15 protein-coding genes are annotated in these 22,397 nt (G+C 67.7%); 7 read left to right on the forward strand and 8 right to left on the reverse strand.

The annotated features are described in order from the left end of the window. Positions 1-9: 9 nt before the first annotated feature. The 3 genes from KA383_06190 to KA383_06200 all read right to left on the reverse strand — a co-directional run bounded on the left by KA383_06190 (position 10) and on the right by KA383_06200 (position 7,386). Positions 10-4,116, reverse strand: coding sequence for an alpha-mannosidase (locus tag KA383_06190; GenBank protein MBP7745705.1), 4,107 nt, complete (start codon positions 4,114-4,116; stop codon positions 10-12). 279 nt (positions 4,117-4,395) lie between these two features. Beyond that, positions 4,396-5,400: a uroporphyrinogen decarboxylase family protein gene (locus KA383_06195; GenBank protein MBP7745706.1), complete on the reverse strand. Its 1,005-nt coding sequence runs from the start codon at positions 5,398-5,400 to the stop codon at positions 4,396-4,398. A 57-nt stretch (positions 5,401-5,457) separates the two neighbouring features. Then, positions 5,458-7,386 carry an ADP-ribosylglycohydrolase family protein gene (locus KA383_06200; protein MBP7745707.1) on the reverse strand — a complete coding sequence of 643 codons (1,929 nt, stop codon included), beginning with the start codon at positions 7,384-7,386 and terminating at the stop codon, positions 5,458-5,460. A 29-nt stretch (positions 7,387-7,415) separates the two neighbouring features. Here KA383_06200 and KA383_06205 point away from each other — a divergent pair, with 29 nt between their 5' ends. Then, positions 7,416-7,565 (forward strand): hypothetical protein, encoded by a 150-nt coding sequence (locus tag KA383_06205; GenBank protein ID MBP7745708.1) that lies wholly within the window; start codon positions 7,416-7,418, stop codon positions 7,563-7,565. Positions 7,566-7,587: 22 nt separating this feature from the next. Here KA383_06205 and KA383_06210 read toward each other — a convergent pair whose 3' ends face one another. After that, on the reverse strand, positions 7,588-8,439 hold the full coding sequence (locus tag KA383_06210; GenBank protein ID MBP7745709.1) for a hypothetical protein: 852 nt from the start codon (positions 8,437-8,439) through the stop codon (positions 7,588-7,590). A gap of 518 nt (positions 8,440-8,957) precedes the next feature. Between KA383_06210 and KA383_06215 the strand changes: the two genes are divergently transcribed. Genes KA383_06215 through KA383_06230 form a run of 4 tightly spaced genes read left to right on the forward strand, consistent with a single transcriptional unit; the run spans position 8,958 to position 15,234 of the window. Then, complete coding sequence (locus KA383_06215; protein MBP7745710.1) at positions 8,958-11,111, forward strand: ATP-dependent Clp protease ATP-binding subunit; 2,154 nt, start codon at positions 8,958-8,960, stop codon at positions 11,109-11,111. Between the two features lie 3 nt (positions 11,112-11,114). Then, complete coding sequence (locus tag KA383_06220; protein MBP7745711.1) at positions 11,115-12,098, forward strand: hypothetical protein; 984 nt, start codon at positions 11,115-11,117, stop codon at positions 12,096-12,098. Between the two features lie 12 nt (positions 12,099-12,110). Beyond that, positions 12,111-14,192 carry a VWA domain-containing protein gene (locus KA383_06225; GenBank protein ID MBP7745712.1) on the forward strand — a complete coding sequence of 694 codons (2,082 nt, stop codon included), beginning with the start codon at positions 12,111-12,113 and terminating at the stop codon, positions 14,190-14,192. Then, the gene (locus KA383_06230; GenBank protein ID MBP7745713.1) at positions 14,152-15,234 is read left to right on the forward strand and encodes a hypothetical protein; all 1,083 of its coding nucleotides are present in this window, start codon (positions 14,152-14,154) and stop codon (positions 15,232-15,234) included. The genes KA383_06225 and KA383_06230 overlap by 41 nt, the downstream gene beginning before the upstream one ends. A gap of 7 nt (positions 15,235-15,241) precedes the next feature. On the opposite strand, the gene KA383_06235 is transcribed toward KA383_06230, so the two are convergent. Continuing rightward, positions 15,242-15,883 carry a hypothetical protein gene (locus KA383_06235; protein MBP7745714.1) on the reverse strand — a complete coding sequence of 214 codons (642 nt, stop codon included), beginning with the start codon at positions 15,881-15,883 and terminating at the stop codon, positions 15,242-15,244. A gap of 736 nt (positions 15,884-16,619) precedes the next feature. Here KA383_06235 and KA383_06240 point away from each other — a divergent pair. Both KA383_06240 and KA383_06245 read left to right on the forward strand, forming a co-directional pair. Continuing rightward, positions 16,620-17,786: a hypothetical protein gene (locus KA383_06240; protein ID MBP7745715.1), complete on the forward strand. Its 1,167-nt coding sequence runs from the start codon at positions 16,620-16,622 to the stop codon at positions 17,784-17,786. A 101-nt stretch (positions 17,787-17,887) separates the two neighbouring features. Next, on the forward strand, positions 17,888-18,838 hold the full coding sequence (locus tag KA383_06245) for a ribose-phosphate pyrophosphokinase (GenBank protein MBP7745716.1): 951 nt from the start codon (positions 17,888-17,890) through the stop codon (positions 18,836-18,838). Positions 18,839-18,867: 29 nt separating this feature from the next. On the opposite strand, the gene KA383_06250 is transcribed toward KA383_06245, so the two are convergent. Genes KA383_06250 through KA383_06260 form a run of 3 tightly spaced genes read right to left on the reverse strand, consistent with a single transcriptional unit; the run spans position 18,868 to position 22,328 of the window. Next, positions 18,868-20,607, reverse strand: coding sequence for a 4Fe-4S dicluster domain-containing protein (locus KA383_06250; protein ID MBP7745717.1), 1,740 nt, complete (start codon positions 20,605-20,607; stop codon positions 18,868-18,870). Positions 20,608-20,611: 4 nt separating this feature from the next. Beyond that, complete coding sequence (locus KA383_06255; GenBank protein ID MBP7745718.1) at positions 20,612-21,688, reverse strand: DUF362 domain-containing protein; 1,077 nt, start codon at positions 21,686-21,688, stop codon at positions 20,612-20,614. Beyond that, positions 21,678-22,328, reverse strand: a complete 651-nt coding sequence (locus tag KA383_06260) for a hypothetical protein (GenBank protein MBP7745719.1) — start codon at positions 22,326-22,328, stop codon at positions 21,678-21,680. Before KA383_06260 ends, KA383_06255 begins: the two co-directional genes overlap by 11 nt. Positions 22,329-22,397 lie beyond the last annotated feature (69 nt).

Genomic DNA, 22,397 nt, shown 5'->3' on the forward strand with positions numbered 1-22,397 from the left:
GGTCGTGATTCACTCCTGGGGTCTCGCGCTGTCGCGGCCGGCCAGCAGCACGACAAACGGATTGATGTCGCTGAATGACGGGAACAGGCCATCGCCGTTGATGTCGCCGACCGTGGGTGGGCAGTCCGCGTACGCTGTCCGCCAGGCCGAGATGTTCGACAGGTAGAGCACGAACGGGTTGATGTCGGCGAAGTTGACCGCACCGTCACAGTTCAGATCGCCTGGCAACGCGACGCGCGCCCCGCTGAGCGCGAAGATGCCCGTGGTCCGGCCCGAGTCGTTTCCACTGGCCAACTGGAACGTGAGGCTCCGGACCGGTTTCGTGTGCAGGCCCAGCGCTGCCAGGTCCAGCGTTGTCTGGTAAATCCGCGGGTTGCCGTTGGAATCGTCCTCGAAGCTGGCGCTGGCCAGTCGCACGCGGCCGAGATCGTACAGGCCGTTGCTGCTGATGACAAAGAACCAGTCATAGCCCTTGTACGTCAACGCGTCGGACGCGGTGTTGTCGGTGAACGTGATCGTCACCGTCCCGACGGAGCTCGATGACGCGTTCGTCGAGGCCGCGAAGATGGCCAGCCGCTCATACGGCCGCTGGGCTGCGGCGTCCAGCGTGAGCGTGCCGGTCGGCGTGGCCGCATCCAGCATGAGCACGTTCGGCGCGTCGTATGACTGCAATTGCCCCTGCGTAGTCCCGTCCACGCGGCTGACGAAATCTCCGCCCTGCGGCAGACCCTTCACGGAGCCGGGCAGACCCCGCTCGTAATAGGCGTATCCGTTGCGCACGTCGAAGGACGCCGCGAAGTTGCCCAGCGGCGGGACGGCGGTGCGCTCGACGATGACGTCGCGGTTCCAACCGGTCGCGGCCAGCGGCGTCATGATCGGTTTTGCCGCGACGTTGCGCTGCAGCTCATCCAGCAGCGGTTGAGCCGGGAAGGTGCCGGTCGCGGGGTCGTACGCCGCGGTCGCCGCCAGGATCTGAACGTGGTCGTCCATCGGCAGCGTCAACGTGGTCGCGCCGGGCGGCAGGTCCAGTGTATAGCCGAAGAGATAGCAGTAAGTGTATACCTCGTTCACGCCGGCAGGCGTGTGGCGATGCGAGCAGAACCACGCCACGGGATCGGGCCGGATGTACGCCGGATCGAGGCCCACATAGGGCCACGGCCACGAGAAAGCGACTTCCTGGACACCGCCGTCCCAGAGGCGGTTGTCCCACTGCCCAATGTAGCCGCTCCAATCCTGGATCGTCAGGTGCATGGGAGTGCCGTTAACAGCGAATGTTGCGGTCCGATCGCCGTTGGTCGCGGCTGCGAGCAGGTAGAGTCGGTTGTACGTGCCGGTCGGCAGGGTGATGCTCTGCCCGGCGCACGTCACCGCATTCAACTGGCCGCCGGCGACCGGACCGAGCGCGAACGTAATGCCGCGATAGTCGATTTCGTCGGCGAGCATTTCAGCGGGGAGGCAGCGTCCGCCGTCGTCGAAACCGTCCGTGGCCGACTGGCCGTCGCTGCTGGTCACGGCACGGTTGTAGGGCAGCGCTACCACCTGTTGCTCAATAGCCGGCAATTGCGTCGGCGGGGCACCGGGCGTCAGCGCGAAGGCGCGGAGCTGGTAGGGATTCAGGTTTGTGACGAGCGCACCATTCATCACGGTCGCTGCGCCGACTGGCTGTTCCTGGCCATCGACCTCGCGTGCCGCGGCGATGGCCGTGGGCAGCGAGACGTGCACGTTGGTGGCCGGCTGGCCGCTGAGCTCGACGAGCCGCACGATCACTTCGTCGCTGTCCTCAGCCCTCTTGACGGCCATGACGCGCACCCGGGAATGATTGACAGTCAGCAGCGAAAGCCAGCGTCCGAGGGCCCCACTATGCGCTGTAGTCTGGAAGGCGATCAGCGGCTGACTCAGGCGCAAGGCTTGCCAATCGGTTTGGCTCGCGCGCCAGTCGCCGACGTGCCCGGTGAGCCCGTAGAGGATTTCGTGCCGACCCCAGTCCTGCGTGGCCTGGTCCTCGTAGCCGCCGGCCGCGCCCGGCGTGCGGACCAGCGTGAGTCGGAGCGTGTGGTCGTCGGGCTTGTCCGAGCCGTACTTGCAGTCGCTCAGCACCGTGACGCCGTAGGTCCCGTTCGCGGCGGTCAGGTCGAACCACTGGTGCGCGGGCACTTCGTACTTGCTGGCGTTGTTGTTGCCGCGCTGGAGTGTGCCCACTTCCCAGTTGTACGTGGCATTGGGGTTGGCGACGGTGAGCGGAAAGACGGCTTTGAGGTTGCAGATCGAGCTCATCCAGTCGATCGTGTTGGCGAACTCGACGCGGTTGGCCGCGCCGCCGGCCGCCAGTCGGATCGTCTGGACGAAATGCGAGCCCTGGCTGTCGCGCGTCACCTGCAGGGCGACGCGGGCCGCGCCGTTCTCGATGATCTGCACGGTCGCCGGCCCGGAGACGTACGCCTGTGGCGGCTGCTGCGCGTCTTCCCAATCAATGTTCCAGGCGGGCCACGCCGCGGGGAAGTCGTGCGAGAACGCCTGGCGCGCCGGTGCCGTCAGCAGTTCGCGCCCCGCCGTCTTGTCGTAGATGTTCGCCACGTCGCCGTTGCCGTCCAGCGTGATGATGTAGCGCGCATTCTCGAGCGACGATGTGGTGACGGAGAGCGTTGACGTCGCGGCAGTGGCTGCGGCTTGCACGTCGTATACGGCGAGGCCGACCGACGGCACGGTCGCCAGGAAAAGGATTCTCAGTTCGCCGTCAGCCGCGCTCACGATCTGCGACGGCACCTCTACGCCGGACGGGTTGAGCACGCGCACCGCGGTTGGCAAGACGCCGGGCCAGGCGATGCGCGCTTCGACCACATCTTCGCGCGTGATGGACAGCGGGTTGTAGACGACCAGCGGCACGCCGGTGGCCTCCGTGTCCAGGCCGGTGGCGATGGCCCCGATCGAGCTGTCCACGACGCACGCGAACTGGTTGAGGGCGATGATTTCATCGTTCCACGAGTACTCGTACGCCTTCGGGTGGCTCGTTCCGGGCAGAATGTCGTGGAATTGCCCGCCAAGGACCAGCGTCCAGGCGTCGTTCAGCCGCTTCTGCGGATAGGCGGGGCCGCCCAGCCAGTCGGCGAAGACCGCGGCCCGTTCGGCCGCGTCGGCCAGCCGCTCGTTCTTGAAGTTCCAGCGCTTCATGTAGCACTGCGACGTGATCGAGCCGGCGGAGTGCTCAGTGAGCAGCAAATCGCCCTGGTAGTGCGGCAGCGTGGCCATGTAGGCGGGCGGAATGTCGAGGAACATCTGCTCGGCGGTGGATGAGATCACGTCTACCGGCCCCGTGCCGTTTGCGCTCGTCTCGACCCACTGCACACAATCCGCGCTCGGCGCCCCGCCTACGTCGCCCACGCCGAAGTAGTGGTAGTCGGCGTAAACACCGGACGCCGCCCCGTTGGCGTTGATCCGCGCGAGCCAGCCTGCATCGTAGCTCAGATCGTGGTCGACGCAGGCGCTGTAGCTGCCGGGGTTGAAAGCAGCGATGATCGGCGTACCGTCCAGACCGTCCCATACGCCCACGTTGAAGGGGATACCGACGGCCGAACCCCACGACAGCTTCTGCGTCGAAAAGCCGATCAGACCGCAGTGGCCCAGCAGACTCGGCAGCGACGCCGGAAAGCCGAAGCAGTCCGGCAACATGAATTCAGAGCTGGCCGTGCCCAGTTCGCTGCGGAAGAAGTGATTCCCGTAGAGCACCTGGCGGATGATGGACTCGGCCCCCGTGACGTTGACGTCGCACTCTTCCATCGAGGACCCGGCCGGGAACCAGCGGCCGGCGGCGACGTACTGCTGGACGGTCGCGAACGCGGCCGGGTAGTACTCCTTCATCATGCGATAGCGGTTGGCCCCGCTGAAGTTGAAAATGTAGTCCGCATAGTCCTCGATAAGGTCGAAGTTGTCGTACATCGTGTTGGGGATGTACTCGCCGATAGTGGCGGCGTAAGTCCAGCGCCACTGCGTATCGAGATGCGCGTAGCCCACAACGTAAAGTGTCGGGTTGCTGGTCAGGTCCCGCGGTTCATCGCCCACCGCATTGGCCGGCGGCAGGAGCAGCAGCAGCGCGAGCAGCAAACCACGGCGTGAACTCATCCCGCGCATCCTCAACCTCCTTGGCAGGCACCGACGACGGGGCGGTTCCGAGTTGCCGCGGGAGCAGCGGCGGCGTCAGAACCGCCGGTGCCATGGCGAGCACGGCGCGGTGGTCCCGTGCACAGGCACATTCAGCCGCACGAGTCGGCGGTGCGCAAGCCACTGTGTCGCGCGTGGATCGGAAAGGCAATCAGAATGTCATTGAATGTTACAATAGTGCAATGAATGCCACGCGCGCACCCGTGGCGACCGACTCTCGCCGGCCTCGGGCGCGCCGGTTCACCCGGGACGGTAGGGCAGTGGTTCGCACAGGGCGCGGAGGTTCTCGGGCGGTGTGCCACTGGGGATCTCACAGCCGGCGTTCACCAAGTAAGGGTTGCCGACCTGGTCATAGGCGGCAGCGAGGGTCTGGCGGATCGTGGCGGGAGTGCCGCGCAGGACACCCGCCGCCGGATCGATGTTGCCTGTCAGAGCGGTGCGCGGGCCGACGTGGGTGCGGACGGTTGCCAGGTCCACCAGGTGGTCCACGTCGAGGATGTCGACGCCGAGGTTGGCGATGCCGGGCAGCAGGTGCGTGATGTCGCCACAGATGTGCAGCTTGACGAAGGCGCCGAACTGCTGAATGGCGGATACCAGGCGTTTCTCGCGGGGTTGGATCAGCGTTTCGTACACGCGCGGCGAAACCTGGCTGGCGATGGCGTCGCCGATGCCGATGGTGTCGGCACCGGCATCGACCTGGACACGGGCGAACGCGACGGCGACTTCGACGCACCGGTCCAGCAGCGCGGCGGCGAAGGGGGGATCCTTCAGGAGGTCGACCAGGAACGCCGTGACGCCGCGCAGGTCAGCCGCCTCGGCGGCCGGCCCTTCGATCCAGCCGAGGATCGAGTACTGGTCACCGAATTGTGACCGGTACGCGCGGACGGCCTCGATGCGGTCGCGCATGCGCGTGGAAGTCAGCGGGTCCGGGCGGCTCAGGCGCGCGAGGTCTTTTGAGTCTGCCAGCGGCTGCGTGGCGCGTGGCACGCCGTCGCGGACGAAGGTGATGCGGGCACCAAACCCCGCGGTCTCCCGATACGGATCGGAAATGCAGCTCAACTGGTCGAAGCCGAAGTCACGCGCGCATGCGGCGTTGGCGCGCACGAGCGTGCGATAGTCGGACGCAAAGGCACCGTAGTTCGACCCGATGTACTCGGCCGCAAACCGCATCAGGATCGGTGTGCGCGGCACACAATCCGGCACGCCGCCGCGGAGCATCGCCAGATATCGTTCCAGGCTGTTCATGGCTGTGGGGCGCGCTCGTCAGAGGCTGCGGGCCGCGCGACCGGAGCTGCGCAGCGCTTACTCCGCGGGTGGATACAGCTCGATCTCGCTGATCTGCGCCGCATTGGGCAGCGCCGGGTTGGCCGAACTGCGGATCACGAGTCGGAACGTGTCGGTCACGACCGGTGCGATCTGCGCACGATACACGCCGGGCTCCGCGTTTTCCGGCACGTTGAACACCTCCTGCAGCTCGGTTGCACCGACCGGCAGCACGAAGCCCTGGAAACTGGTCGGGTAATCCGCGGGATCGGCGAAGCGAATGACGACGCGGCCGAGCGCGGCGGCTTGCGGCAGCTTGATTTGCAGCCAGTGCGGGTGTGGCGTCGTCAGCGAAGAATGCCAGCGGTTGGAGAAGTCCTCGGGCGTGGCCTTCAGACCGTCAATGACTTTGTGAGCGCACGGCGCTTCGGCTGCGTACTCACTGTTGCAGGTCACCTGTGCGCCCTTGGATGCCAGCGCCAGGTCGTCCGGCCCGATCTCGTCCGGGCGGATGAGGGTGACCGGGATGCTGACTCGGCCGTTGGTGTCACCGATCTCCAGCTTCATCGGATAGGCACGCAACTCGGGCGCCGGGGCCGTAAACGTCAGCGTGAAATCGGCGGATGCGCCCGGCCCGACGGCCAGCGCGCGCTGCGGGAGGCCCGTGAGGGTCCAATCCGCTGGCAGATCGCGCAGCGCGACGTTCAACGCCCGGGGCTCACGGCTCCGGTTGTGAACGCTGACCCGCAGCGGACGCGCGTTTGCGGGCGCGATCACTGGCGCGCTGATGTAATCCACGACCACCCCCAGATCCGGCTCGCTCCACACCACCTGGTAGGGCGACAGTTCCCAGAGCGACTTGGCGGCGACCGGATCCCGGAGCGTCAACTCAGCGACGCGGCGCATGTCCGTGGGACCCTCGGTGAGCGCCACGGGAGCATGGTGGTGCGCCAGCACGACCTTGGTCATCGCCACGGTCTGGTCGGTCAGCGTGTTGATGTCCTCCGGGTGCCGGAAACCGCTGATGGCGACCGTCTTGATCTTCAGGCCCACCGGCTCACTCCAGCGTTCCGGGATGCCCCTGGTGCCTTCGAGGATACCGAAGAGCGCACCCAGGGTCGCACCCGTGCAGTCCGTGTCATCGCCGCAGTTCACCGCGCGGCACAGGCTCCGGCCGAAATCTCCCTCCCCGTAAAGCCAGCCCAGAACCACGTATCCCAGGTTGCGCGGTGCCTGGAACCACCCCGTCGCCTCGCTGGCGTCGATCACGTCCTGCCGCGCCGCCTGCCAGTCCTTGCCGGCCTGCCGGGCTGCGATGGCCGCGCGAATCGCGCTGGCGACCTGGCTCTCGCGCGGGATCATTGCGAGCCCGATGTCCAGGAGCTTGTCGCGGTCGCGCTCGACGAACGCCGCGCTTTCCACGGCGGCGGTGAAGATCTCGGCGAGCGTGCCTTCCGCAGCCCCGTGGTCGACGCAAGCATCCTCGCGGGCGAGCTGAGCGGCGAGCACCGGGCAGCCCGGTGCCAGGCACGCCCAGAGCTCGGAACGAATCCACGCGCCGTTGCTGTGCTTCCAGCGCGCGTTGTCGTACTCCCCGGACAGCGGCGGCAGCAGCCCCAGGCGCATGTTCCGCTTGCCCACGCCGTACTCGTTCCAGTCCACCGGCACGTACTTCAGCCAGTATTCGCCGAGAATGCGCGCGTCGACCCGACCGGCGTGGTCCTGCATGGCGCGCAGCCAGAGCAACTGCAGGTCGAGATCGTCGTTGGCGGCGGGCTCGCCGGGTTTGAGGTCGGTATAGAAGGTAATGCTGCGCGGCCCGCGTTGGCCCTCGAAGGGCATGCCCAACGTGCCGCCGATGTTCTTGCCAAGCCAGCAGGCGAAGACGCGATCGCGAAACTCACCCTCGTTGAGCAGCACCTTGGGCTCGTCCGCCGCCCAGGTTGTGCCGACCAACAGCGTGCTCACGAGGCTGATCCAGCCGTGACGAAGCCGACGTGTCATATGCGCCCAGCCTGGTTCCGTTTGACCACCTGACCGTCGAGGCGCAGCAACTGCCCGACGTCGAACGGCGGCATTGTAGCGTGTTGGGGCTGCGTGTGCCTGGCGCGACCGGCGAGCGCGGCGGGCCGTTGGCTGGCTTTTGACCCGGAGGGCCCAGGTGCGTCGTCAGGGTGCGGGGAACGACTCGATCAGAAACTCGGCGGAGTCCGCGCCGAAGTACTTCTTCGGCAGCTTCCAACGCGTGCACGTGACGTGGACGAAGCAGCGCCGGCCGGGAAAGACCAGCGTCTCGTCGACGGCGGGTCGGTACTCGATGCCGTCGACTTCGTAACGAACCTGGCAGTCGCCGACCTTATGATCCTTGAGCACGAGCAACCGGCCGTTGGGCAGGCGAAACGGCCGCTTTTCCGCGAGGATCACGAAGTGGGGCGCGGGCAGGGCACGCGGTTCGACGGGAGGCCGAGGGCGGTACCGCGGCCGGACCACCGCCGTGCGGGGTGGTTGCGGGACGGAGGCCGGCGGCGGCGCCACGGCATCCGACTCGGACGGCAACGGGCGTGCTTCGGAAGTCGGCGAATGCGGCCTGGCATCGGCGGGTCCCGCCGGGGCGGGCCGCGGCACGCACTCAATCTGGAACTCCGCCGAGTCACGACCGTAGTGTTTCTTCGGCAGTTTCGATCGTGTGCAGGTGACCAGCACCACGAAGTCGCGACCGGGGAGGGCGACGGTCGTGCCCACGCGGGGCTTGTACTCGATGCCGTCCACCTTGTACCGGACTCTGTGGTCACCGCTCTTGTGGTCCAACAGAACGAGTGTCTGAGCGTTGGGCAGCTCCAACGGCACTTTCTCGGCGATCAGGATGCACTCGGCCGGCGCCGGCCACTCGGCTTCGACGGGCGGAATGTCGCGGACGGTTACGGACGGGTCTTGCGTGTTCTGATCGTCGGGATTGACCGTGGCGGGAGCAGCCGGGCCGATCAGCGCGGCGCAGAGTACCAGGGCTGCGAGGCGTGGCATGGCAGCACTCCTGATTGCGTGTCAGGTGCGGCGACGCGGCCGGGTCGCCATGTCGCACGCGGATTCTCAGACCGGTGTCACGGCGGACGGCGCCGCGCCGCAATGCAACTTACCCGAACAACGCTCGGGCATCTGCATAGATAGACAGCCAGGGTCGTCGGGCGTTAGCGGCACTGAGGGTCCGTGCCGTACGGCAGATGGCGGTGGGGCGGCGGTTCACGCGGGGCGTGGAGGTTCACGTGCCGGCGGCCGCGTGCGGGGACAACGGAAAGGCGGGTGTAAGCCCATGACCAGCAATGTGTTGGGCATCGTCGGGCGTGAAAAGCGCGCGCTGCGGCTCGTGTGATGCGTGTGCCGACGTTGGTGATCGGGGACCGGGTCGGAATCTGTAACTGCCGCTGGCGTGGGGCGTTGCATGGACCGTGTTCGTGTGAAGGGCGTCTCGCGGCGGCCTGGCACACCGCGCTTCTGTTATACCGACGCGACAGGACTGCAATGTGAAAGTTCCGGATGCCGAGATGAAGAAGCAGATCGAAACTCAGGCCGTGGAGCAGATTCAGGCCGTGGTGTGCACCGAGCTGGCCTGCCAGGTCACTCGCTCGGACGGCGATAGCACCTGGGTCTTCCAGGCGAACGGCCCGGAGATCAGCTCGGCGACGCTCAAGCTGAGCGGGGAGCGCCTGGAACTCGTCGTCACACTGGCGAGTACGGCCGGTGTGACCAGGGCCGCGGCGGTCGAGCTGTGGCGTATTGTTGCCGGCTTGCAGACGGGCACGGACCGGGCCGGCACGGTCTTCGGGCCGATCGAGGCGCGGAACGGCTGCTTCGAGCTGCCGGTGAAGCTGGAGCTGCATAATGCTCCGCTCGATCTGCCGCGTCTCACCAAGCTGCGGCAGGCGCTGCGCGCCGTCCGCGAGGCGGGGGCCGCGCTGCGGGCGCTGCCGGGTTTTGGCAATCCATCGCCGCAGGCGCAGATCCCGCCGGAGCTGGCCGACTACCTCGTGCCGTTGGAAGCCCGCGCCTACCCGGACACCGGAACCGGCAGTTGTGCTGATGTCATCGGCCGGCGTTTGGGCGCGGGGCTGCCGCTGGCGCTGGTGGCGCCGCCGCTGCGCGTCCAGCTCGAGCTCGACCGGATCGTAGCGCGGACTCCCGCAGCACTCACCATGCCCAAGGGAGTCGTGCGTGTGGACGAATTGCCGCGGCTGCTGTGCGCCATGCGCCCATACGATCTCGTGCTGGCGATGCACAGTTCTCTGTTGCGGGCGTCCATGTCGGTATACGAAATGGGCCGCGACCTCGACGCGCTCTTTCACCAGCTCAGGGGCTTGGATGTGGGGCTCATTCTTCACGGGACCCGCGAGGAACTCGAGAGCGCGTTGGGCGTCGGCCAGGGCCGCACGTTCTCGCCGCTGTACCCGTTGCTGGAGACGCTCGCGCCGGCGGCGCCCGTCGATCTGGCGTGGTGCGCCCTCGGACGGCACGGCATCGCCCGACAGAACCGGGGTCCGGACCTCGGGGCCCTGCTCGTCGATGTGATCACCGCCGAGGCCGACGGCACTTTCGACGAGCGGTACGTGACGCCGCTCGCGGCGACGGCGGCGAAGCTCGGGCCGGGTCACGCGGAGCTCGCGGACCGCCTGCACGGGCAGATGTGCGATCTCACGGGCTCGCGCGACACTCTCGGGACCGTGGGTGACGGCTCGGCGACGCCGCGCCCGCCGTGGCTGCAGGAGCGGCTGCACGACCGGCTGCGGGGCAACGCGTTTGAGCAGTTCCTCAAGCGGGCGCTGGTGGGTCAGGACCGGGCGGTGGCGGAATTCGCGGCGCGCGTCTTTCAGGAGACGGTGAGCCGGCCGCCGACGGCGCCGCTGCGCGTGCTCCAGGCGGGGCCACCCGGGACTGGCAAGAGTCTTGGCGCCAAGTTGCTGGCCGAGTATCTCGACCTCGCGTACCACTACATCGACGCCGCGGGCTACAGCAGCTCACACTCCGTGATGGCGAGCCTCACGGGTGCGGCGCCGGGGCTGGTCTCGTCGTACCAGGACGGCACGCTGGCGCGGATTGCGCGGCGCCCCGCGGTGCTGGAAATCGCGGACCTGGATCACGCGCCGCCGGACGTGCGCCAGGCCCTGACGGACTGCTCGCTGCGGCTGCTGCAGGAGGGGACCTTGCAGGCCGGCTCAGGGGCCACGATCCGCAGCCTGAGCAGCGTGATCTTCATCTACACCTCCAACATCGCCTACGCCGACCAGGGCGGGCCGGTGCGGCAGTTCGGGTTCGGCCAGCGCGCGCCCAGCCCGGCGGAAGTCTGCGAGCGCGTCCGCGAGCGGATGATCCGCGAACTCGGCTACGCGTTCGTGAGTCGCGTGGGAGAGCCGATCGTGTATGTCGAGTTCACGCCGGAGTCGGCCGCCGCGCTGGCGCAGCGCGAGATCCGGCAACTGGTCGCGCGGACGACGCGTGCCGCCAGCGTGGAGGTTCCGGACGAGGCGGCGGCGCTGGTTGTGGAGAGCATGCCGAACTTTGCGGGTGGCGCGCGGCGGATCATGGACGAGGTTCACAAGTGGATTGTGCCGGCGCTGGGCGAATTGAACGACGAACGCGGGCAAGCGCTCGAAGTCGTGCGCGCCGGGCGCGCCCAGCTGATTGTGCGCAGGAAGGAAGGTTGAGCGATGCGTCCCATCGTGAGTGTCACTGACATTGCCAGGGCGTCGAGCGGCTCGCTGGTCAAGCTGGGCGGGCGCCGGGCGTACTATTGCGAGTACGACACCCTGGTCTCGGTCGTGGATGCGATCCAGAACCGCACCCCCGTGCACATCAGCTCGGAATCCGGCTCGGGCAAGACCCACCTGCTCAACGCGCTGCTGTTCGAGGAGCACGGCGCCAACTTCACCGCGGTCGTGCGCGGGCTGCGGCAACGTCCGTGGCCCGGGCTCAAGTGCTTCCGGATCTTCGCCAGTGAGCACGAGCTGCCCCGCGACCTGTGGTACAAGACCGAGGTGCGCAGTTTCACCACGATCGAGGTGGCCCAATCGATCCTGGCGATTCTCGCGGAGGCCGAGCAGCAACCCGACACGCTGTTCGTGATCTGGATCGTCGAGGCGGGGCGCGGAGTCTCGGACAAGATCCAGGGCGCCTGGCTCGAAGTCATCGGTCAACACCCGATCCGTGAGCCGCGCGGCCGCGAATTCGAGCTCGATAACCTGACGTTCGTGACCGACTCGAACCACGTGGCGAACCAGGCCGGGCAGTTCGCGATCTGGGACTTGGACCATGCGTACGGCCGGCGCTTTCTGCGCCGCATTCACCTGCGGCCGCTGTTGCCCGAACAGGAAGCGGCCATCCTGCGGGAGCTGGCGCCGCAGGCCAAGGACCGGCACATCGAGCAGGTCGTGAATCTGGCCGCTGCCGTCCGGCACCGGCAGCGTGAGGGCGCGCTGGCCAGCATTCTGCCCCCGACTCTGGATCTCGAGCTCGATCTGCTCGGGTGCCTGCAGCGGCTGAACAAGGTCAATTCGCGGCGACTCGTCTTCGACACTCTGCTGGGACACTGCTCAGACCAGGACCTGGATGACGCGGAGAGCGTTTACGCGCAGGTGTTCGGCGTCAAAGTCACCAGTTCCACGCCCGCCGGGGAAGCCGTGGGCATTCTGTGAGGAGCGACCGTCGTGGCGAAGTTCGACTCCGCTGACAACGAAGGGTTCAGCCGGTGGGACTACGACGACCGGGAACCGTTTCTCCGACCCTGGCGCAAAATCTCGATCGCGGATGCGCGGCGCTGCACGGCGTCCTGGAAGAAACGCGTGGATGCGGAAGAAATGCTGGACAATCAGATCCATGAGGCCCAGCTCCTGGCCGCGAGCTGCGCGCTCGGTCGTCCGGCCCAGGCGGCGGACCTGAAAGCCAAGCCACAGAAAGGGCCGCTCTACACGCAGTATCCGGGCTATCCCGCCGCCCGCGCCTGCATCGGACACACGGCCATTGCCGAGACGCTGGCGCAACTGCAGGCCGGCGCGCTGCCGCCGGTGGATTCAGCCACGCTCGGCCCGAGAGCGGCCCGGGTCGACCCGACGGCCCTCGCGCGTACGGCTCAGTATGTGCAGGAGCAGGTCGGCTACCGGCAGGTGCTCGACCATCTGACACATTTCCGAAACCTGACCGCGGCCGAATCGTACCGCCTGTTTGCCTGCGCCATGAACGACTTCAGCTTTCCCCTGCTGCGCGACGTCATCTGCGCGGCGGTCAATCTCGGTGAGTGCCTCGCCGGGTGGGTGAGCCGTCCCGCCGTGCGGGCGCAACTGCACCCCCTGACCGTCCGGGTCTTTGACGCCCTGACGCCGGTGGTCGCCGAATACACGGCCGCGCTCAACCATTGTGAAGCCCACGAACTTCCCGCCCGCGGCGCGGCGCTCCAACGGGCCCTGCTCACGGCGTTGCTGCCGCTGCTGCCGCCGCCCGCAGCACCGACCGACGAAAAGCACCCGGCTACGGCGGCGCCCCAGGATGTGAACCGGGTTCCGCTGGCACGGGAGGGCCGGCCGCTGCAAATTTCCGCGGCGGACCCGCTGCGCGGGCTCGATGAGCTTGGCCCGCCGCTGATCGATCAGCCTGCGAATCCCCTGGCACTGCTCTGTGCGCGTGCGGGCGGGGAGGCGGTACTCCCGTCCGGGGTCGACGCCGGCCACTCCGATCTCCAGATGCTGCTGCAGGCTTTGGGCCAGTCGTTGTCCGCGGCGACGCAGGATGACGCCTGGGGGACGCCGCGCACGGACGCGGTCAGCCGGACCATTCAAACCAGCCTGTTCAGGCCGGGGGTGATGGAGGACAAGCTGGCGACGGAGAAGCACCGCGTGAAGCTGTTCGGCACCAACCGCGAGGAGCTGATTGCCGAGGAGATTCTGCCGCGCGCCCGGGATGCCGCGATTGTGGACCGCGTCCGGCGGGGCGCCGCGCCGATCGAACGCAAGCTGCGCCGCTTCCAATGGTTCGGGAATCGCAAGGAGCTTGCCGTCGACCGGCACCACAGCCAGGGCAGTCTGGACGCCCGGCGGCTCCATCGAATCGGCACTTCCGCGCTGCTGTACCGTCAGTGGCACGAGCACGTGGTCACCGACTATCACGGTGAGCCGCTGGTCGTGCTGGCCATGGATGGCAGCAGCTCGAATACCGTCCATACGAGCTTTGCCGGGCAGATCGTGACGGCGGCGTTCCTGAAGATCGCGCGGCTGGCGCGCATCCGCGTCTTGGCGGCCGAGTACTCGTCAGGGTCCGGGGGGGCCCTGGTGCGCTGGCTGCATCATCCGCGCAAGACGGCGGGCGCACGCGGTGAGGACGCGCTGGAGGTGATCGCCAGCCTCCCGCTCGGCGGACAGGGCTGCAATCACGATGTGGGGAGCATTTCCTACATCATCCGGGTAGCGCTGCCGCTGCTGGCGCCCGGCCAGGTCGTCTACGTCGTCAACATTACGGATGGTCAATACAACAGCCCGCTGCCCGAAGTCCGCGCGATGATCCGGGCACTGCGCGAGCAACTCCGGCTGGTCTACACGGTGGTCGTGCTGGGCGAGCACGTCGTGGACCTCCCGGAAGCCCACCACGTGGTTCACGTGCCCGCGGCCGAGTTGCAGGACGCACACGCGATCGCGGAACGGATCGGGATACACGTGCACGGCCTCGTACAGAACATGCGCACGAAAGGAAAACGCGGCCATGTGGCGCAAAGACTCCGACGACGAGCCCCGGTGGGATGATACTTACTGGAGCAGGCGCCGCCGTCGCAGCCAGTCCGAGCTGCTGGCGCTGCTGGCCCCGCTGATCCGCCAGCTCGAGCGCGTCGATGGACTGACAGCCCGGTTCAGAAGCGGCGCGGCGTGTGTCGCGGACCTGGGGCGGCTGAATGACCTCCTGGCGCAGGAGTTCACGCTGCTCGAGGACGGGCGTCCGCGCAAGGTGTCGCTGGTCAAACCGGCGGAGCTGCGCGACGCGTTGCACTGGATCAGCACGGATCTCCACCTGGAGATCCACCAGTACAAGGACCTGTTGCCCTGCTACTTGCTCGGCCGCGTGCGCCGGCACTGGAGCGCCGATCACCTGCTGGATGAAATGTACGTGTCGCCGCGCAATGATTTCTTCCTCGATGCCTGCTTCGTGACGCTCAAGCAGGGCGGCCATCCGCAGGTGGCGCTGCGGCTGTCCGGGCTGCGGGCCCGGACGCTGGCGCTGCTCGGCGCGGACGGCGGCGGACGTGACCCCGAAGCCGACTGCGACGAGGTGCTCGAGGCGGTTGGTAACCTCGTGTTCAACGCGGCCTGGTACGAGGACCAGCGTCTGGCACTGCGGGTCGCGGAGGTTTTTTCGCTCGGCCATTTCCGGTCGACGCTGGAACTGGTCGCCTACACGCTGGGGGCCGATCTGCATCGTGTCGCCGCGGACCTGGGTACCGCTCCGGCGCTGACCGCGCGCTTTTTCGACGAGGTCTACGAGAATGCGTATCTGTCGCGGGTGCTCGCGCACCTCCGCGCGCGAAACGTACCCGACCTCAGCCGCCTGGAGGACGTTGCGCGCGCCGAGTTCGAACGGCTGAACGCGCTCTTCGGCGTGTTCCTGGGCACGCGAAACGCCATCCGGGACCTGGAGCGCGTGCCGCTGTATCACTGCGTCCTGGGCTTCTACTTCAACCTGCCCGAGGTGGCGAGCCCGGCGTACTGGACGCCCGCGTGCCGGCGGGCGGTGGCACGCGTCGAGGCGGGCGCCGCGCAGTGCGCGGAGCGCATCGTCCAGGTCTTCGAATGAGACGGCGTCACGCGGGCTCGTCGCCGTCAATGATCCGGCCCATGGATGTCAGCGCGAAGCGCGCCACTTGCTCCCGTCTGTCGGTCTGGACCAGGTACTTATTACTGTCGCCCCGCACCAGCGCGCGCCGGAGGCGGCAGATGTTGTTGCTCAGGACATGGATGGACGGCCGTCTGCCGGTGCGTGCCTGGATCGACCAGGCGAGTTCTTCGTATGGTTTCCACGGCACCAGCCCGTCGCTGGTCGTGGCTGCCCCCGGGTTGGCGGCGAGGGCGCGCAGCGTCTCCGCCACGGCGCGTCCGACGGTGAACTCGGGGAACTTGCCGATCGTCACGGCCACCCTGCGCTTGCCGAGGGCGCGCAGGACAATGCAATCGACGCCGAGGCGTGCGTGGTTCTGCGCGGCTTGTTCGGCCTCCGTCGGCACGTGCGGCGCCGACGGGTCCGCGGCGGGGCAATGCTCCACTGCGGGGACCGCCGGCGTTTCCGTGATCTGGTATTGCAGGGTGCTCAGGAATTCGTCGATCGTATCGATGCACTCCACGGAACGCTTGAGTTGCCGCTGGTCGACGGGCGTGATGACGCAGGTACGGTGTTTGGCGGCTGGGGCTGATGGACGACGTGGGCTGCGGTGTCGGTTCGCTTCCATGTGTTCGACCTCGCGCTCAGGGAGGGGACCTGGTTCCGGTCGGCGCTGGCATCCGACGTGGAAGCCCAGCGCCACGCGTGCGTCGGGAACGTGGACCTGCCGTCGGAGGAGTGCGCTGGGCAACGCTTGACGCGCGTGCTCCGCCGGTGTAAGCGGGCTGACTGCGTACCCTGCTTCTCCCGGTGGCGTGAGTGCAACGGACTGGCGTGCATGCTTCCCTGCTCCTGTACGCGGCCGGCGCTGCCACCGCGGGCGCCGCGCCGGTGGCGCGGCCGCTGGGTTACCGGGTCATTCGCCGGGCGCTGCGTGGCCGAATTGTGCTAAAGTGTGCAAAAATAACTGTAACTCTCACAGACAGTGTTTCCGGTCGCGGTGGCACTCCCGGCTAGTTTCAGCATAGAGCTTAACGGCGACCAGGGGGGCTTGTCAAGATGGAGTCTTGTAACCGTCTGTCAAATAAGATATTACAGCACAGTTTTGCGCGGCGCGCGTCCCGCTGTCTGGGTGGCCACTGCAGTTTCCCGCCGCCAGCCTAGAGGTGTGCCCGCGGCAACACGGAATGGTCGGTTTTGCCTCAAAGTGTGGTGACCAATCGACCCATGTTGACGTTTCTGTATCAAATGGTATGATGGTTAACATCCGGGCCCAGGGCGGCCTGGTCCCGCTGGGCCGCGGATCAGCCGCGTCTGGCCGGATGCCGGCGGCCGCCGGATGTTCCGGAAAGGAGGCGCAACTCATGGCGCGAAAACGCAGGACGGCGACGAAGGGGGGCGATGAGTCGATCCGGCCACCGCCGCCGCGGCGCGGACGCAAGCGCGCGGAGCGCCATCCCGGCGGCCTTACCGAGACGGAACTCATGTCTCTGGTCTGCGGCTACTTCTCACAGGGGTACACCGCGTCGGACATCAAGCGCCTGCTCGCCGAGCGGGACGGCATCATGGTCAACCGCGAGGTGCCGCATCAGCTCTTCAACAAGGCCGCCGCGCGCGGTTGGATTCAGTTCACGCCGCCGCGCGAGCATGTGCTTGGCGAGGCGCTGGCGGCGAAGTACGCCTGGCTGCAGGACCTGCGGGTGGTGGAGAGTCCGCTGGTCCCGGACGTGGCCCGCGTCGGCGCCAAGGCGCTTTACCAGTTGCTGCAGCAGAAATTTGCCGGCCAGGAGGTGCACCTCGGCTTTTCTGGCGGACACTGCATGCGTGATCTGGCCAGAGCCCTCGCCAGCTTGCTGCACGCGCCGACGCCAGATCTACCTCGGCGGATCGTCTTTCACGCGCTGGTGGCGGGCTTTGACATCGAGGACCCGACGACGGATCCAAACACGTTCTTCGCCTATCTCGTGAAGGATGCGGCGATGATGGTGGAGACGGGTTTCGTCGGTCTGCGGACACCACCGGTGGTCACGCGTGCCCAGTTCGACCAGCTGCGCACGCTGGAGGGCGTGAGCGAGTCGTTCGATCGCGCGCGGCAAGTGTCGGTCATCGTGACGTCGGCGCGCGACTGGCGCGACGCGCACAGCACGCTGCCCAAGTGGGTACGGGGCTCAACCGCCGACATCAGGAAACTGGAACAGTCGGGAGTGGTGGGTGACATCTTGTGGCGACCGCTGACGATGACGGGGCCGGCCGAGTGCGACACGGAGCGGCGCGCCATGACCATCATGGAACTGGCCGACCTGAGCCGGTTTGTCCGGGACGGCAAAGAAGTCCTGCTGGTGGTGGGGCCGTGCGCCGAACCGAAGTGCATGGCGCCCCAGAGCCGGATTGTGCGGGCGGTTCTGAACCAGGACCCGCGGCTGATCACGCGCCTGGTGGTTGACAGCCGCTGCGCGCGCGAACTGCTCGACGGCAGTCCGCAGTCCGCGCTGGGATGGTCCGGGCACCACCCGCGCGGCCACGCGAACTGACCGGTGCGGCCATCCGCTGAGGCGGCGGTGCGGTGCGTGCCGTGGCCGCAGGAGGCGCGTTTTCGGTCCTACGTATCGTGCCCGAGGAAGTGAGCAACAGCATGGGCCGCCGCCGCAGCTTGCTTGTCTTTGCTGGATCTGCCAGTCCGGCCCTGACGTGTGCCATCTGCCGCGCGCTGGGTGTGCGGCCCGGCGCGTGTGACACGCGGCATTTCTCCGAGGGCAACACGTTCGTCCGCGTACTCGAAAATGTGCGCGGCAAGGACGTGTACGTCGTGCAGTCTCTGACGCAGCCGGTGAATGACCACTTCATGGAGCTGCTGTTCTACGTGGATGCCCTGAAGCGGGCCTCCGCCGACAGCGTTACGGCGGTGATTCCCTTTTTCAGCTATGGCAAGGGCGACAAGAAGGACGAGCCCCGCGTCAGCCTGCGCGCCCGGGTGTGCGCCGACTGCCTCGAGACCGCCGGGGTGGATCGCGTGGTCACGCTCGATCTCCATGCACCGCAGATCCAGGGCTTCTTCCGCGTGCCGGTCGACCACCTCTACGCGCTGCCGGCGTTCGTCGCGCGCCTGCGCCGAAAGGTGACGCGCGACTGGGTCGTCGTGGCGCCGGACGCTGGCGCAATCCACATGGCCAACAGCTACGCCCGCGTGCTGGGCACGGAGACGGCGGTCGCCGAGAAGCGCCGCAGCGCCCACGATGAGCAGGCCGCCGTGCGACGCATTATCGGTGACGTGCGCGGCCGGGACGCGCTGATCGTCGATGATTTCACCACCAGCGGCGGGACGCTGGTCGCCACGGCCGTGCACCTGAAGGCGCAGCGCGCCAAGCGCGTTTGCGCGCTGGTCACCCACGGGGTCTTGGCTCCAGGGGCCGCGGCCCGGATCGACGCGAGCCCTATTGACCGCCTGCTGCTGACGGACACCGTGGCGGTGCCGCCGGAGCGGCTACCCCGCAACGCGCACGTCGTCACGGTGGCGCCGCTGCTGGCGCGCGCGCTCCGCAACATCCACGACCGCACGAGTATCTCGGTGTTGTTCCAGTCCTGACGCCCGCTGCCGGACACGAGCACGCGGTGTCAGGCGCGCATGGTCCGGCCCGGCTGTACGGAGCGATTACGGTCCGGGGTGGGCTGGGACTGCGAGCGGGTCTCGCCCTCGGCCGTGACATAGATCCCGCGACGATCCCCGACCACCGGGCAGGCGCGCTCACAGAGGCCACAGCCGATGCACAGATCGATGTCCACCCGCGGCGTCGGCACGCCCGACTCGGTCTCGGATTCATCCAACCACGGTTCGCCTTCCAGACGGCTGGCGCGTGCCTCGCGCCCCTGTCCGCGGCGGCCGCCTCCGCCGCCCCCTCCGCCTCCGCCGCGCCCCCGGCGCTGCCGTTGCCGCCCGACGTGAATCGCCTTGGGGCTTGTCGGGCAGACTTCTTCGCAGACCTGGCAGGCGATGCCAGCACTATGCGGCAAACAGCGATCGAGATCGATGTGGGCCGTGCCCAGGCGCACCGGGCCGCAGTCCGCGAATTCGGCGTGACCGAGCTTCTCGGCCACGGAGATCGGCTGAATGGCCGCGGTGGGGCAGACTTGCCCGCACGCGGTGCAATGCAACTGGCAATGCCCGATGCGGAAGTTGAGCACGGGGGTCCACAGCCCTTCCAGCCCCGCTTCGAACCACGCTGGCTGGATGACGTTGGTCGGGCACACGCGGGCGCACTGCTCGCATCGCAGGCAGCGGGCGAGGAAGTCCAGCTCTTCCAGGGCTCCGGGCGGGCGGATCAGGCTGCTGGCGAAGTCGCGCGTGGCGCGGCCGGTGGTGCGCACGAAGGGGTAGAACAGCAGGCCGGCCAGCGCGCCGACGACCAGTTGCCGGCGCGACGCGTCAGGGCCGGTCACCTCGTGGGCCCTCGGTGCGAAGGCGGCGAAGCGCAGCGCGCCTTCCGGACATTCCTCGATGCAGTTGAAGCACACCAGGCACTCCGCTTTGCGGAGCTTCGCGTGCGGGTCACTGGCGCCCTCGCAGTGCAGGCGACAGCGGTTGCAGCCGCGACATTTGTCCGGATCGCGCTCGATGCGCCACCAAGACCAGCGGCTGAGGACGCCCAGCAAAGCCCCCAGCGGACAGAGAACGCGGCAGAAGAAGCGCGGATACGCGAGGTTGGCGACGACCAACCCCAGGAGCATGAACCCGAGCAGCTCCGCCCCGCGATAGAAGCGTGGTTCACCCCGCCAGCCCGCCACGGGTAGCTCAACCGCCGGCAGCACCGCTCCCGTGACGGAGCGGTACAGCAGGCACAGCGGGTCGAGCAGGCCGATCTGCAGCGTGCCCCAGGCGGCGGCGAGCAGCAGGCCGGCCAGCACCGCATACTTGAGGCGCTGACTGGCGCGGTAGTCGTTGGGATGCGGACGGTCCGCCGGCGTCGTGGCGGCACGTCTCCGCGAACGTGACAACCAGCCGACGAAATGATGCAGGGTGCCGTAGGGACAGATCCACCCGCAGAAGAAGCGGCCGAGAAACAGCGTCGGAATCAGAACCACGAGCGACCACAGCAAGCCGGGGTAGATCGCGTGCGTCGTGAGCGCGGTCGCCAGGGCAATGAGCGGATCGATCTCCAGGAACTTGCCGAGCCAGAACCGCAGGCCGGGCAGGCGCTCCAATTGCGCGAACGTCGTCAGGACAACAAACGCGATGAACAGGGCGAACATGACGGCTTGCACGCCGATCCGTACCGTCGTGATGCGCAGGAGGTTCGACCCGGTGCGGCGCTGCGTGCCGTGTTCGAGTCGGGGTGTCTGGTTCATCGTGTTGCCCATGTTGTCACACGTCCGTCGTCACAATCCGGCCATCCGTCGCATACCGCCGCCAGTCGCGCTCGCCATGGCGCCGCACTCCAGCGGCTGTTTCCGCGGCAATCTTGGCGTGCGCCAGCTCCAGGTAGCGCAGCGTACCCGGGTTGCGGCCGAGCAGATTCTCGTAGCACCACGCATCGCAGGCCACGGGATCGACGGACGCGACCACCGCCGGCCGATTGAGCACGCCGCCGGGTTGCACATCGCTGAGGCGCCCGCCCGTCGGTCCGCTGCGCAGCATGACGCGCGTGCCGTCGGCGATGACCAGCGTCGGGCTGAACAGGAGGGCCACGTCGCTGATGACCTCGTGGATGGCCTGGTGGAGCTGGTTACGCCGGCCGCCGAGCAATCCGTACCAGTTCTTGAGCTGCATCGAGCCGCCCGCCAGGTTGTGATCCTTGACGGGGGCGATGCCGATGAGCTTGGTCGCCTGCCGCAGCGGTCGGGTGAAGATCGGCCAGCGTTCCAGGGCCTCGCCACGGTCCCGCGTCGCGCGCGCGCGCACCGTCAACAGCTCGAACATGCCGGGTGACGGCCAAACCAGGTCGGCGCCTTCGGCGGTGGCGACCGCCCCTAGGCCCGAGCGGGCAAAGCAGGCCTCCGGGGATTCAATCGGATAGTCGGTCACGATCACGCGCCGGGCACCGGCCTCGCGGCACAGCCGGATCACCGTCCGCAGCACCTCGGGGTGCGTTGTCGCGCCGAGGCTCGGCGGGCGGTCGAAGCCGGCGTTTGGCTTGATGACCACGGTGTCGTTCGCCGTGATGAAACGGCGCATGCCGAGCTGCGCGTCCAGACCACCGACCGCGGCACGGACCATGGCGTCAATGCGGGCTTCATCGCCCGTAGCGATGCTGAGGCGCGGACTTGCGTCAGGCAGGTCAATACTCGCGAAGTAGTTGGGCAGGCGCGGCGCCGCGGACGGCCGAGCAACCCCGCTGCGATGGGACAGCCAGTATGCACCGGTCGCCGCCAGCCCGGTCGCCACCACGGCGCCGGCCCCGCGTGCGAGGGCTTCGCGGCGTGTCAGGCCATCACTGCTCATGCGACGCTCGCTCTGTGCGGCCCGTGGGCACCGGCTGTGCGATGCTGGCGGCCAGACGCTCGGCGATCTGGCGGGCGACCTCCGCGTCGGCGGACTGTGCCGGCAACACCTGCACATAGTGGCGACCCACGCGGAAGAACGCCGCGCCGGCGCTTACGTAGGCAGCGTCGCCGATCGCAACGACCGTTCGGTCGGGCGGTTGGTCCTGCTGGAAAATTCTCCCCGCACTCTCCGGCGAGCCCATGTCGTACCAGTAAACGTCGATGGTCCGCGTGTCATCGTCGCGGCGGGAATACGTGCCGAAGTTGAGACCCACCACGCCGAGCGACAGGTATGCCTCGGCCTGGCCGTCGATCTTGACGTATAGCTCGTCAGCCGAAAAACGCTCAATGCCGGTTGGCGATCGCCAATCCGCGAAATCCAGCGCGGGGAAGGCGTGCGAGTCGGCGACTGTCTTGCGCGCCTGGGCATCCGACATGGTTGACGCCTGGAGTCGCGGCGCAGACCTGCGCGTAACGTCAGTGATGAAGGTAGCCACGAGGCCCACGACCAGCACTAAGATGACCACGCCGACGGTCTTTTCAGTCCGGCTGATCGCCGCGGCCGGGCGGGCGTAACGTCGGCCGAAAAGCGTGCTCATGGCGGCTACTCCATCGAGGCACGCGACAGTCTATCATGTGGGCGGTCCGTTCTGACAGAGGGCGGCGCG

This window comes from Phycisphaerae bacterium, from assembly GCA_017999985.1.
GTDB lineage: Bacteria > Planctomycetota > Phycisphaerae > UBA1845 > Fen-1342 > JAGNKU01.

Bases quoted from the DNA above. Each gene is read 5' to 3' on its own strand.
- KA383_06190 (MBP7745705.1), bottom strand. From the start codon at position 4,116: ATGAGTTCACGCCGTGGTTTGCTGCTCGCGCTGCTGCTGCTCCTGCCG.
- KA383_06195 (MBP7745706.1), bottom strand. From the start codon at position 5,400: ATGAACAGCCTGGAACGATATCTGGCGATGCTCCGCGGCGGCGTGCCG.
- KA383_06210 (MBP7745709.1), bottom strand. From the start codon at position 8,439: ATGCCACGCCTCGCAGCCCTGGTACTCTGCGCCGCGCTGATCGGCCCG.
- KA383_06215 (MBP7745710.1), top strand. From the start codon at position 8,958: ATGAAGAAGCAGATCGAAACTCAGGCCGTGGAGCAGATTCAGGCCGTG.
- KA383_06220 (MBP7745711.1), top strand. From the start codon at position 11,115: ATGCGTCCCATCGTGAGTGTCACTGACATTGCCAGGGCGTCGAGCGGC.
- KA383_06230 (MBP7745713.1), top strand. From the start codon at position 14,152: ATGTGGCGCAAAGACTCCGACGACGAGCCCCGGTGGGATGATACTTAC.
- KA383_06235 (MBP7745714.1), bottom strand. From the start codon at position 15,883: ATGGAAGCGAACCGACACCGCAGCCCACGTCGTCCATCAGCCCCAGCC.
- KA383_06240 (MBP7745715.1), top strand. From the start codon at position 16,620: ATGGCGCGAAAACGCAGGACGGCGACGAAGGGGGGCGATGAGTCGATC.
- KA383_06245 (MBP7745716.1), top strand. From the start codon at position 17,888: ATGGGCCGCCGCCGCAGCTTGCTTGTCTTTGCTGGATCTGCCAGTCCG.
- KA383_06250 (MBP7745717.1), bottom strand. From the start codon at position 20,607: ATGGGCAACACGATGAACCAGACACCCCGACTCGAACACGGCACGCAG.
- KA383_06255 (MBP7745718.1), bottom strand. From the start codon at position 21,688: ATGAGCAGTGATGGCCTGACACGCCGCGAAGCCCTCGCACGCGGGGCC.
- KA383_06260 (MBP7745719.1), bottom strand. From the start codon at position 22,328: ATGAGCACGCTTTTCGGCCGACGTTACGCCCGCCCGGCCGCGGCGATC.